This is a genomic window from Clostridium sp. 29_15, from assembly GCF_001916075.1.
Lineage (GTDB): Bacteria > Bacillota > Clostridia > Clostridiales > Clostridiaceae > Clostridium > Clostridium lentum.
In genome coordinates this window covers 1-12946 of sequence record NZ_MNRT01000030.1, presented here as the reverse complement: position 1 = coordinate 12946, position 12946 = coordinate 1, and the positions used below count along the sequence as shown (strand labels likewise).

At 27.0% G+C, this 12946-nt stretch carries 15 protein-coding genes; all 15 read left to right on the top strand.

Annotated features, from left to right (window positions below; translation table 11 throughout):
- The first annotated feature begins 8 nt into the window (after positions 1-8).
- The 15 genes from BHW04_RS06280 to BHW04_RS06210 all read left to right on the top strand — a co-directional run bounded on the left by BHW04_RS06280 (position 9) and on the right by BHW04_RS06210 (position 12735).
- Positions 9-314 carry a hypothetical protein gene (locus tag BHW04_RS06280; RefSeq protein ID WP_302699220.1) on the top strand — a complete coding sequence of 102 codons (306 nt, stop codon included), beginning with the start codon at positions 9-11 and terminating at the stop codon, positions 312-314.
- Between the two features lie 142 nt (positions 315-456).
- Complete coding sequence (locus BHW04_RS06275; RefSeq protein WP_302699219.1) at positions 457-765, top strand: DUF960 family protein; 309 nt, start codon at positions 457-459, stop codon at positions 763-765.
- A 16-nt stretch (positions 766-781) separates the two neighbouring features.
- Positions 782-1138, top strand: coding sequence for a hypothetical protein (locus BHW04_RS06270; protein ID WP_302699218.1), 357 nt, complete (start codon positions 782-784; stop codon positions 1136-1138).
- Positions 1139-1276, top strand: coding sequence for a hypothetical protein (locus tag BHW04_RS06265; RefSeq protein WP_294170123.1), 138 nt, complete (start codon positions 1139-1141; stop codon positions 1274-1276).
- 297 nt (positions 1277-1573) lie between these two features.
- The gene (locus BHW04_RS06260; protein WP_302699217.1) at positions 1574-1873 is read left to right on the top strand and encodes a Mor transcription activator family protein; all 300 of its coding nucleotides are present in this window, start codon (positions 1574-1576) and stop codon (positions 1871-1873) included.
- 16 nt (positions 1874-1889) lie between these two features.
- Positions 1890-2351: a hypothetical protein gene (locus BHW04_RS06255; protein ID WP_302699216.1), complete on the top strand. Its 462-nt coding sequence runs from the start codon at positions 1890-1892 to the stop codon at positions 2349-2351.
- Positions 2352-2600: 249 nt separating this feature from the next.
- The gene (locus BHW04_RS06250) at positions 2601-3704 is read left to right on the top strand and encodes a hypothetical protein (RefSeq protein WP_302699215.1); all 1104 of its coding nucleotides are present in this window, start codon (positions 2601-2603) and stop codon (positions 3702-3704) included.
- Positions 3705-3857: 153 nt separating this feature from the next.
- Positions 3858-5456 carry a DNA polymerase gene (locus tag BHW04_RS06245; protein WP_302699214.1) on the top strand — a complete coding sequence of 533 codons (1599 nt, stop codon included), beginning with the start codon at positions 3858-3860 and terminating at the stop codon, positions 5454-5456.
- Between the two features lie 15 nt (positions 5457-5471).
- On the top strand, positions 5472-5852 hold the full coding sequence (locus tag BHW04_RS06240) for a hypothetical protein (RefSeq protein WP_302699213.1): 381 nt from the start codon (positions 5472-5474) through the stop codon (positions 5850-5852).
- Between the two features lie 53 nt (positions 5853-5905).
- Entirely contained in the window at positions 5906-7807 is a 1902-nt protein-coding gene (locus tag BHW04_RS06235) for a DUF927 domain-containing protein (protein WP_302699212.1), read from the top strand.
- 313 nt (positions 7808-8120) lie between these two features.
- Positions 8121-8606: a hypothetical protein gene (locus BHW04_RS06230; protein ID WP_302699211.1), complete on the top strand. Its 486-nt coding sequence runs from the start codon at positions 8121-8123 to the stop codon at positions 8604-8606.
- A 278-nt stretch (positions 8607-8884) separates the two neighbouring features.
- Positions 8885-10582 carry a recombinase family protein gene (locus BHW04_RS06225; RefSeq protein ID WP_302699210.1) on the top strand — a complete coding sequence of 566 codons (1698 nt, stop codon included), beginning with the start codon at positions 8885-8887 and terminating at the stop codon, positions 10580-10582.
- Between the two features lie 116 nt (positions 10583-10698).
- Positions 10699-11124: a regulatory YrvL family protein gene (locus tag BHW04_RS06220; RefSeq protein WP_302699209.1), complete on the top strand. Its 426-nt coding sequence runs from the start codon at positions 10699-10701 to the stop codon at positions 11122-11124.
- A 198-nt stretch (positions 11125-11322) separates the two neighbouring features.
- The gene (locus tag BHW04_RS06215; protein ID WP_045144199.1) at positions 11323-12171 is read left to right on the top strand and encodes a sialate O-acetylesterase; all 849 of its coding nucleotides are present in this window, start codon (positions 11323-11325) and stop codon (positions 12169-12171) included.
- Positions 12172-12225: 54 nt separating this feature from the next.
- On the top strand, positions 12226-12735 hold the full coding sequence (locus BHW04_RS06210; RefSeq protein WP_045144198.1) for a PadR family transcriptional regulator: 510 nt from the start codon (positions 12226-12228) through the stop codon (positions 12733-12735).
- Positions 12736-12946 lie beyond the last annotated feature (211 nt).

The following is a 12946-nucleotide window of genomic DNA, read 5'->3' as shown; positions in this document are numbered from 1 at the left end:
TGAATAACATGAGTAAGAAGAGTGAAGAAAAGATAATCAAGGAAACTAAATACTGCAAGATAATAAATCAAGGAAAAGTAGGAGAAGGAGAGTACACATACTCGATAGAGAAAATCTACATCAAGGAGCTAAAGAGAGATGAAGTTAGATTCTGTGTCTACAAGGCAACAAGAAGAGGTGATGAAACATACATTCCAAGAAGTCTTGATGTAACAGAGCTAGAACTAATAGAGTTAATAAAAGAATCAATAAGCAGAAAAGTATTTTCAGATGAATTCATTGAAATGTTAAAACAAGAAATAAATAAAGTTTAGAAGTCTTAATTGCTTAAGAATAAGTAATTAAGACTTTTACATTTTAAGGAGGTAATAGGAGTGAAGAGAATTCTATGTGTAGGTGTAATAAGAGGTGGAAAGATTACTATAAAAACTTTTAATGATAAGGAGATAAAGAGATATGTTAAAGAATAACAGATATATAACTAGAGGTGTAAATGAGGATGTAGACATAAGACTACAATTAATAATATGGAGCATGATTGATAAGCTAAAAGACAAAGGAAATGTTGAACTAGATTACTTACAGGTTTTCAAGATAAGAAAAGAAGGAAAGAAAATTGTAATAAATCAAAGTCAAGAAGTTCCAGAGTATTCATGTTCATATGAAATAGAGATAGAAGATATTCAGATAGATAGTGAGATTAAAATATATGTAATAGATAGTGGAGCTGAAGGAAGCACTATGCTATTTCCTTGGGAGTATTGATGAGAGGAGGGAGAAAATGAATACATTAAGTAAAGAGAAGACCTTTGATTATGATAGTAAAGAACTTCTAGGAGTAATGCGTTTTGATTTCTATGATGGAAGATTAGCTAACCAGTGGAGTCCAAGAGATTTAATAATTGAATTGAATAATAAAAATGAAATTGATTTAAGAAAGTTACAGAGAGAACTTAATTACATTCAATTCGAGCTAATAGATAATTTTAATAATGTGGTTAATCTATGTAATGGTACAGGATATGATAATGAAACTCTATTATATATTGATTTAGAGTTAAGTAAATATGTAATTAAACTTATACCAGTTAGAGATAGTTATTCATATATTTATACTTACTTAAAGGAGGTGGAGTAATTGAATATTTTACTTATATTAAAAATAACTATAACAGTTTTAGAAATGATAGCATCAGGTTTATCAGAAGCTCAAGCAGTATCTAAAGCATCAGCTATGTTTGGAGTATCTAAAGATTTCATAAGAAAATTTCTATAAATAAAAATAAATTAATTTTTATTAAGTATTCATTAGATTTTAAATAAATATCGAGTGAATTTTTTATAATTAAAAAATCTAAGAAGTTTAATTAATAAGTGATATATAATATCATCACAATTAATAAGTAATAGTTTTAAATTATACAATTAAATATATATTATAAATATGAAAAAGAGTTAATGTTTCCAATGAGAGAAGCATTAACTCTTTTTAGATTAGTCAAGTGATTTTTCCTTGTAAAATCCATTGGCTTTTCAATCTTATGAAAACTTTTTAATGGAGGTAATATTTAATGTGAAAGAAGAGGAGTTGATTGAACAAGAAAACATGAGTAAAAAGAGTGAAAATTACAGAGGTATCTATAAAGATATGGTTGAAGTTCTAGGGCATGATATAACTCTAAAAGTATATGAAAATTATAAAGGACAACAGATAACATTTCCAATGAGATTATATTCAGATAAATATGTAATAGATTATCTAAATAAATATTACAATGGAAAGAACTTAAAACAGATATCAAGAAATTTAGGATACACTTGTAATTGGCTACAAAAAGTAATAAAGAAAAATGAAATTAAAAAGAACGATTAAGAGGGGAATGAAAAGAATGTCATTTTTTGTATGGAAAACAGCTATTCAATGTAAATTGAATGATATAAAAACAGATATTGTAGGAAGTCATAGACAAAAAGAAACCAATAGATATATTCGTAAAACAAAGCAAGAAGCCAATCCAACTATAGTTACTACAAGAGAAGACTTAAAATATTATTTAAAGAAAAAATATAATCTAATATACATAGAGGGAGAACTATATCATGAAATGGAGAAGAAGGATTATAAGAAAATATTAAATAGTGCGGGAAAGACAATGTCTAAGGTAGGAGGAAATACAGCAATAGTAAGTGGAGTAGTTACAGCTGGAATGAGTCCTTTTACAATACCACTTGCTTTAAGTGCAATGTTTCTAGGTGTAATATCTAAGAGCGATTTAGATAATTATGAATATATAATTGATAAAAATGAGGAGCGTATAATATTAAAACATAAAGGGTATAATCCAAGATAGGTATTTAGTAATTTTTAAGAGAGTAGATAGGTTTATGTAAAAATAAATTTATTTACTCTTTTTTGTAATTAGTTAAGCAAACTGAATAGATAAAAAGAGGGAAAGTTATTTTTTTTATTTAGAGTTCTAAATATAGGATGGGAATAGGGGGTAAATATGTAGCGATAAATAATTTATAAACAAAAAATATTTAAACTTTATTATAATTATACAATATGTAATAATTTATAAGTAAAGGAGGAATTTTTTTTGGCTACAAGAGGAAATAAACTTAGAGATATTGATTACACGCTAAGTGATTTAGAAAAAGATGTTGATTTTTGTAAGAAAACATTAAGTAATAAGATTAGTTCAATTTGTGAAGAGGCAGGGATAGAATCTTATAAAATACGAAGTAATGAATCAGAAAAGGGTGATTATATTCTTTTATTTGAATGGTATGAATTATTAAAATTATTGATAGAGTTTCAAAAGGAAAATCCATTTGGAAGAGCAAATCCATCTAAAAATAAGAAGATAGAAGATATAGAATTATATTATGAAAAGATATTTGCAAGAATAAATGAGCTACCTAAATATATAAAGGATGATATAGAAGCTAATAAATATTATATTGAGAATAAAAAACTACCAAAATCTATGAGAAAGTTGATTGAAAAAATATCAGAGTTAATATCAGCAATCTTTTTAATAGCTAGTGATGAGCAGGTAGAGTTTATGGATTATATATCAAAGTCAATAGATGTGTGGATTAATAATTTATATTTTAATAGAAATGCTTTAAGAGTAGCTATGAAAGATTATGCTAAGGTTTGTGGATATGAATATACGGATTTAAAATTTTATTCCATTATTGATTTATTGATGGAATACTTAAAGGAAATGGTAGACGAATATAATTTTGAATCAATAGAGTCAAAAAAAATAGGATATGACAGTATATTAGAAGATTTATTACCTAATGTTAATATAGAAGATAAAAGAAAAATTTTCTCAGATATGCTTCAAGAGAATTTTTATAATGAGCTTGAGTTAGATGATGAAGAAGAAAAGGAGTTAAATGAAGTTTTAACTGAAATGAATAAAGAGAAACGAGACAAAGATTTTATTTCAATAAAAAAAGAAATGTTGATTAATACAAAAAATGATATTGAAATATTAAAAAGGAAATTACAACTAATAGAACAATCTAGCAATATTGATGAGCTAGTAGATGCTACAGTTAGAAGGTTTAATTATATAGGAAAAGACTTTGATGAGTTTAAGAAAAAAGTGAAAGAAAATACATATAAATATAGCGAAGATGTAAATAAATTTATAGTTAGTATAGTAACTAATAATTATATTAAATAGTAAGAAATTATTCTAAAAAAGGGAAGTAAGTGATTTAACTTATTTCTCTTTTTAACTTTAATATATATTTTTTTTATATTATAAGTGTGTAGCAAGCGAGCTACAAAGTGTTCTTTAAAAATTTAATAACAAGCATCTAAGGAGAGAAATCTTATGGAAAAATCAAAAGTTGTTTTCACGGACATTGAAACTACTTCACTACACTTTATGAATGGTGTAATAAGATTAATAGCTTTTGCTGAAGGTAATAGTGAAGTAGTTACTCAAACTGTGGTAGATGATGAATTAAGAGAAATTCTAAAGAATAAAGATATACTTAAAGTTTTTCATAATGCCAAGTTTGATGTAGAATTCTTCATACATAATGGATATGAGGTAAACAATTACTCATGTACTTTAGTTATGGCTCAAGTATTAGGAGAAAAGGAATTGAGCCTTAAAGCATTAACTAATAAATATCTTGGAATTGAGATGAATAAATCTATGCAAGATAGCAAGAACTGGAGTGATGATAAATTAACTCAAGAGCATATTGATTATGCTATTAATGATGTTACTAACACAAGATTGTTATACTATAGGCTTTTAGATGAACTAGCTAAGAGAAATCTATTAGAAACTTATGAAAGAGAAAGAAGAGCTTTACCTTCTATAGTAATGTTAGAACTTAATGGTATAAAGATGAACTTTGACCAGTGGAATAAAGTATTAGACTATGATAGAGAACTTTGTGATGAAATCCAGAGAGATGTAAGAGGGATATTAGGTTTAGAAGAATTAAATCTAAACTCTCCAAAGCAAATAGTTGAAGCTTTATATGAGTATGGAATTAAGTTATATTCAACTTCTGATGATGAATTAGCTAAATATTCAGATGACCATGAAGTGGTCAAGCTTATAAGAAAGTATAGAAAGTTAAAGACTAAGATAAGGACTTATGGCGACAAAATGAAAACGTTTTTATGTGAAGATGGAAGAATTAGAGGTTCATGGTGGCTAATAGGAGCTACTTCTGGAAGAATGTCTTGTAGCAATCCTCCACTTCAGGCTATGCCAAGTAGCAGTAAGGAGTTTTTTGTTGCAGAGAAAGGAAATAAGCTAATATGTGCTGATTATTCACAAGTTGAGCTTAGAGTTCTTGCAAGTATTTCTAGAGATGAAACTTTAATTAATTACTTTAATGAAGGTGTTGACCTTCATGCAGGTACAGCTAGTTTAGTTTTCAATAAACCTATGGAAGAAGTTACTAAGGAAGAAAGGCAAGTAGGAAAGAGTCTTAATTTTGGTATATGCTATGGGATTACAGCTTATGGTATCCAAAAAAATCTAAGAAAATTTGGCATAGACATATCATTAGAAGAATCAGAGAGATATAGAGTTGAGTTTCTTAAAGGATATCCAAAGATAAAAGAACTTCAAGACAAATTACTAAGGGCTAATGGAATTATGAGTTTGGGAGGACGATATTGGGAAGGTAGGGCTTTATCAATGACTCAAAGATTAAATATCCCAATTCAAGGGTCAGCAGCAGAGGGGTTAAAAGAAGCTTTAGCATTACTTGTATGTAATATAAAGAGTTCTTGGAAGTTAGTAGCTGTAGTTCACGATGAAGTTGTTATAGAAGTTGGAGAAGATGATGTAGAAGAAGCAAAAGATGTTTTGAAATGTTGCATGATTAATGGAATGAAAAAAATTATCAAGAATATCCCAGTTATTGTTGACATTTCAATAAGCAATAATTGGTGTAAGTAGAAGGAGGAATTATAAATGATTTTTAGAAACAAGTATGAAATTTTAGGGACAACTAAAATTAAGCCTAATTTAAATGAAGGTGATTATGAATCAATAATACAAAATATAATTTATTTAACAAATCAGAAAACAGATTGGGGGTTTAGAGATTTTCTTGAAGTAATATATGAGATTGACGATGATACAACAAAGCAAACAAAAAAAGAAAATATAATGATATCCCAATCAGAAAACTCTAAATGTTTCAAATTCTTAAATGATGTTTATAAAGGTGATATTCCTGATGAGATAGATATTGAAGAACTAATAGGTAAGAAATGTATATTAACTATTAAGCATAATGCTGATGATAAGGGAAATGTTTATGCAAATATAGTAGAAAGAAAGTTTTATTAATTATAAGATGACTTAGTTTTTCACTAAGTCATCTTAAAGAAGGAGAGATAGAAATGGCAGATATAGCAAGAATAAGACAAAGGAGACCAGTTCCAAAAGTTACATGTAAAAAACCTATAATAAAATCCGAAGATTTAGAGATAGAACAGAGACTTGATAGAGAAGAAAGTATTAAAGACGACAATAGAAGTCAAAATAAAAAAAAGTATATTGATTTGGAAGAAATTTTAGGAAGTGAAGAGAGTGTTTTTATCAAAAATTTTAGATTTGATATACATGGTTTATATTTTAAATGTAAGGATAAAGAATCTGGAGAAATAAAAGAGAAGAAAATTTCAGATGGCGTTTATATTAAAGATAAAGTTTACAATATTGATAATCAAGAAGTTTATACAAATGTATTATACAAGTTTGATGATAGTTTTAATGAAATTAAATGTCCTATGAATTTTATTCTACCTAATGAATTATCAAAGAGAGTTATTAATGGATTTGATATTCCATATGCCAATAGAGGTTTAATATCTGAATTTTTAAGTTTGGAAGGTAAAATTGCACCTTGTATCAATGTTTATAAAAATGTTGGATGGCATAAAGCTATAAGTTCAGATGATGAGTATATTTTTAGGCATGAGAGGACAATAACTAATGATGAAGATGAGAAGGCTATATGTGATGTAGAAATTTCAGACTATGATTTACGACATAAAGGCTATTTACATAGTTGGGTTACTATGTATAGAAAACACATAAAGGGCAACATTCAGTTAGAAGCATTAATTTGTATGGCAACATCTTCGGTAATTGTAGGGAAGTTAGCTAGAACAACTGGAGAAATGGAGAGTTTATTAATACATATATATGGAAATAGTACACAAGGTAAAACAACAGGTGCAATGACGGCAGTTTCGCTGATGGGAAACCCTAGTACTAAGAATAAAGGACTTATAAGACTTTGGAATGGCACAAACAATGCCATAATGAATTCTTTAGGAGGTAATTTTGGAATTCCAGTAGTTTTTGATGAATTATCAATGAGTAGAGAAAATGACTTTACAAGTATGATTTACTCAATGGTTAGTGGAAAGGATAAAGCAAGATTAAATGATTCAATTACACAAAGAGAACAGGTAGAGTGGTCTACTGTAATAATTTCTACAGGAGAGCAATCTATTCTTGAAAGAACTAATAAAAATGCTGGATTATCAATTAGAGCAATTGAATTTGCTAATATTCAATGGACTAAATCTGCTGAAGATGCAGAAGAAATAAAGAGAGTAATTCTTAATAATTACGGAATAGGAGCAGAATCAATAGTAAGACAAGTAAACTATTTAAAGGAAGAAGGGGTACAAGCTTTGCTTAATAAATGGACAACTAAGCTGAAAGAGATACTTCCAAGAAATAAGTTTAGAGATAGAATTGCAAATAAGCTAGCAATAATACTTGTTACTGGTGAAATAATAAATGATTCCATAGGAATTGATTTAGATTTAGATAGTATACTTAACTTTTTAGTTGAGAATGAAGAAAAAAATATGCTTGAAAGAGACATTGGAGCAAAGGCATTCAATCAGATAATACAAAAAATAATTGAGAATAAAGGCAATTTTAAAATAAATAATATATCAATTAAAAATAATATCTGTTGGGGAAATATTAACTTTAAAGAAGATTACTATGAAGTTGCAATTCTAAAGAATGTTTTAGAAAAGAACTTGAGAGATTTAGGATATGGAGAGCCTAAAGTTGTAGTAAAAGAATGGAAAAACTCTAATTATTTAGATACTGAAAATGATAGAACTACTAAGAGATTCAGACTGTTTAATAGTGAAGAGCAAGAGCTTAGAAAAAATTCATTGGACAAGGAAGATTTACCAAAGAAATTAGATGATACAACATATATTCTAAAAGTACCAAAAGAATATTTAGATAAATTTTTAATTGATAATTAATTAAATCTAATCCCGTAAAACCCGTAATCCCGTTAAAAGTAATAGTTATATATAAAATAAAAGCTAAGTAAGTTAATTAAATTAATAAATTTTATATAGCTATAGAAAAACTACGGGATTACGGGAAAACGGGAAATTAAATAATCATATATAAAGGAGAGAAAATAATGAGTTCTAATAAGAAGAGTAATGAAATAATAGATTTACTATCAGAAATAATAATTAACTTTATATGTGAAAGTAAATCAAATAATAAACCTAGACAGTAAATTAAGTACATATATAAATAATCAAGAAACTGGAGGTAAATATTATGAAAATATCAGGAGTAAGAAAGAAGTTAGAGCAAAAGGAAATGGTTTTAAATAAGTTCAGAAAAGAAAGAGTAAGAGAAGACCATTATAACGGTAAAAATATATTAACTAGGTTAGCAATTAATATAAAATATAACTCTGATAGAAAGATGAATGAGATAGTATCTTTATTAAAAAATATAGATATAAGACCAGAATTTATAATAATTAGACAACAAGAAAGAAAAATAGCAGTATGGTGGCTTTCACAACAGAACAATGTAATTTTGAATGAAAAGAATTATCTAAGATTAATAGATGAGTTCATCGATTATCTTATTAACTTAAATTTAGATAATTGGGATATTGAAATAGGTATGTTTGATGATGACCCAATAGAATTAAATATTAATGAATATGAAAATTTAGAGATTGTTAAAAACCCTAAATTCAATAAAGAAAATTTTGGATTAAAAGGAGAATCTCAAATTCATTTTGAGGAATAGAAAAGTTAATTAATTTTTAGATTGCTATAGAAAAATTACGGGATTACGGGAAACCGGGAAAAATAAATAACTAATGTAAAAAATGAGAAGATAAATATGATAAATGAAATAATTTAAAAAATGTATTAATAAATTTTGATATGAATATTAATGAAAATGGAAAATATCGTTGCTATTATTATTTCAATAATAACGATATTTTCCGTTATAAACTAAGATGATAAGTATATATTATAAATTTGATTAGAGAGAAAATATAAAACTTGGAGGTATATATAATGGTTTTAAAGAAGTTACTTAATAATATAGAAGATGAGAATGTAAGAAAAAGACTAGCCCTGTATACTCGTGTTAGTACTATAGAGCAATCTGAAGAAGGTTATAGTATAGATGAACAAGAAAGATTACTAATGAGTTGGGCAGAGAAAAACAATTATGAAGTGTATAAGTGTTATTCAGATAGAGGAATTAGTGGGAAAGATATTAAAAATAGACCAGCTTTAAAAGAGTTATTAAAAGATGCAGAGGAAAAAAAGTTTGATATGGTTATCTCATGGAAGATAAATCGTATAAGTAGAAAGTTAGCTGATGTGTTAAAGATAGTTGACATATTAGAGAAGAATGATATAACATTCAAATCATATTCAGAGCCATTTGAAACAGATACACCAGCAGGAAAAATGCAATTTCAGATGATGGCATTGATAGGAGAGTTTGAGAGAGGTACTATAGCTCAAAATGTAAAAATGGGAATGTGTGCAAAAGCAAAAGCAGGAGAATGGTGTGGTGGAAGAGTTTTAGGATACGACTTAGTTCCTGTGGAGAATCAAGAAGGAGCTAAAAGAAGAAAAACTAAATTAACTATTAATGAAATAGAAGCAATGTCAGTAAGATTAATCTTTAATGAATATAGTAATGGGAAAGGATATAAGGCTATTACTAATCAACTAAATAAGTTAGGTTATAAGACTAAGAAAGGAAATGATTTTTCAGTAGGTTCAATACGAGAAATTCTAACTAATCCAGTATATATAGGAAAGGTTAGATATAATGTAAGACAAAATTGGTCAGAGAAAAGAAGAAGAAATATAAATGCTAATCCAATAATAACAGATGGAGTACACGAACCTATAATAGATGAAGTACTATGGGATAAGGTACAAGCAATCATGGAAAGTAAGAAAGGTAAGCCTTCAAGAATATATGATGGTGAATATCCATTAACAGGGATATTAAGATGTCCTAAATGTGGAGCTGGTATGGTCATTTCAAGAACTACCAATAAGTTAGCTGATGGTACTAAGAAGAGAATAGCTTACTACTGTTGTGGGGCATGGAAGAATAAAGGTACAAGTGTATGTAGCTCTAATACAATAAGAGTTGATAAAGCTAATGAGTATGTGTTTAATAAGTTATCAGAATTACTTTCTAATGAGAAAATGGTTGAAACTATAGTAAGGAATGTTAATAGAGAAAGACATAAAAAGATAAATCCAGCTAAGAAAGAGCTAGAAAGAATAGATAAAGAACTTGAAAAGATAGATAGGAAGAAAACTAAACTTTTTGAAGCATATGAAGAAGAAGTAATATCTAAGGAAGAGTTCAAGCAGAGAAAAGGGGAGCTAAATAAAAGGGCAAAATGTCTTCAAGAGGAAAAAGAACCATTGCTAGTTACACTTTCAGATGATGCAAGTGAAGAAATACCTTATGAGTTCATAAAGAGCATACTAGAGAATTTTAGCAAAGTACTAATAGAAAGTACAACAAGAGAGCAACAGAAGAAATTACTTCATATGATAATATCAGAAATAACTATAAATGAATCTAGAGAAATAGATTCAATAAAATTAAAAATAAATGATAACTTAGTTGACTATATAAGTAAGGAAGAAGGAGTATCGATAAAGGATGCTCCTTCTTCTTTTATGTTAAGAAATATTGGAATGAATGTATTAAACTTAGATATTACTATATAGAGAATAGTAATAATGAAATATAGAATATTTATATTTTTATAAATAAATCGTATAATTTTATCATATAGAAATATTTTATATTTATTAGATAAAGTAGAGTTTGAGGAGTGAAATAATTGAAAGAGATTTGGAAAAGGTATAAAGAAAATATAGTAATTTTTCTTTTATGTGCACTATTGTTTTTGGGGATATTATCCATTATTGCCTTGTTATGTGGAGTGATAATGAGAATGTTTGGATTTGAATATGAGTCAGTAGGCAGTATTATTCTGTTTTTTGTAATTGCAACAATTATTTCTTATCCTTTTAGTATGATAGCTATGGTGTTGCCTAAAATATTCCTATCTTTGGGGAAAGTGTCAAAACAAATGGCTATACTGTTTTATATTATCTTAGATACATTTGCTACATTTTATGGTCTGCGTGTTGTCGATTATTTTATGCAGTCTGTTTCGGCAACAGATATTTCTATTGCTATAGTATCTTTGATAATAGCTTTATTTGGAATAAATGATGTTGATAAAAATAAAGGAATAGATTGATAAATCCGAGTTTAATTAATAGATTAATACAAAGAAACCTCACTTATTACCGATACGGAGAACCGTATCATAAATAAGTGAGGTTTTTACTGAAATTGTAAATAGGTAAATTTTATTATAAGAATTAATTGTAAACAGTCTAATTAGACTATTATTAATTACGTTAGTTTTAGATAAATAAAAGAAAGGATGAAAAAAGTGATTAAATCAGTTTTAATGTTAGGTCAGTCCAATATGGCAGGAAGAGGTTTTATTAATGAAGTTCCTCCAATTTATAATGAAAGAATACAAATGTTACGTAATGGTAGATGGCAAATGATGACTGAACCTATTAATTATGATAGACCTGTTTCTGGAATAAGTTTAGCAGGTTCATTTGCAGAAACATGGTGCTGTAAGAATCAAAATGATGTTATTGGATTGATTCCTTGTGCTGAAGGTGGAAGTTCAATAGATGAATGGGCTACAGATAAGGTACTTTTTAGACATGCGATAAATGAAGCTAAATTCGCTATGGAAATCAGTGAATTAATAGGAGTATTATGGCATCAAGGAGAAAGTGATAGTCATAATGGAAATTACAAAGTATATTATGAAAAATTACTTTTAATAATTCAAGCTCTTAGAAAAGAATTAAATATCCCAAATATTCCAGTTATCATTGGAGGATTACCAGATTTTTTAGGAAAAGAAGGATTTGGAAAAAGTTGTACTGAATATAATCTTATTAATAAAGAATTAGAAAGATTTGCTTTAGAACAGGATAATTGCTATTTTGTTACTGCATCTGGTTTAACATCTAATCCTGATGGTATTCATATTAATGCAATTTCTCAAAGAAAATTTGGATTAAGATATTTTGAAGCTTTTTCTAATAAAAAGCATGTATTAGAGCCATTAATGAATGAAAGTGATTTAGAAAATTCAATTTGTTCAAGAGTACCTACTAAGACAGAAAAAATATATATAAAAAGTATGGATTTTGCATTAGGGAAACTAACATATGATGAATTTTTAGCACAAGTTACACTAATTAATAATGACTAAATATAGATAAAAAAGTAGTATACTATAAAGTAAAAATATAAAGGAGATAATATTTTGATACCATTATTAATTTTAGGTTTAATAAAACAAAATCCAGGTTCTTATGGATATGAATTATTATCATTAATGGAAGAGAGACATTACAAATATATAGTTAATTTTACTAAGGGGTCTTTTTATTATAATCTTCAAAAATTAGAGGAAAAAAAATATATTAAAAGAGTTGATAGGTTAGATAATGTTAGAGAAACTCAAAATTATATTATAACCGAACTAGGGAATAAAGAATTTGAAAAGTTAATGTTTAAGTATGGTTCTAAAACTGAGTATATAAATTTACCTTTTTATGGGGCAATGTTATTTTTTGATGAATATAAAAAAGAGAACTTAGAAAAAATAATAGAAATTCAAATAGAGCAAACTAAGGAAAAAATTTTTTTACTAGAAGAATCTATTAAAAATGATAATAGTGTTCAGATGTATTTTAAAAAGATGATGGAAAATTCACTTTCTCATCATTTAGTGAATCTTAAATGGTTTGAAGAGTTAATAAAAATTTTATAAAAGGTTTTTTGTTAAAAGGTGCTAAGAAAGTAAAACTGCTTAATATATAAATATATATTATAGTTAAGAAACTTCTACATGTAATTAGATTACATATAGAAGTTTTTATATTTGATAGTGTAAAGTTTCGTATGAAAAAATAGCATAGGGCTAATTTGGCATAATAATAGAAAAATAACTTTGAAATATCAATTAAAATTCGAAAATTGAA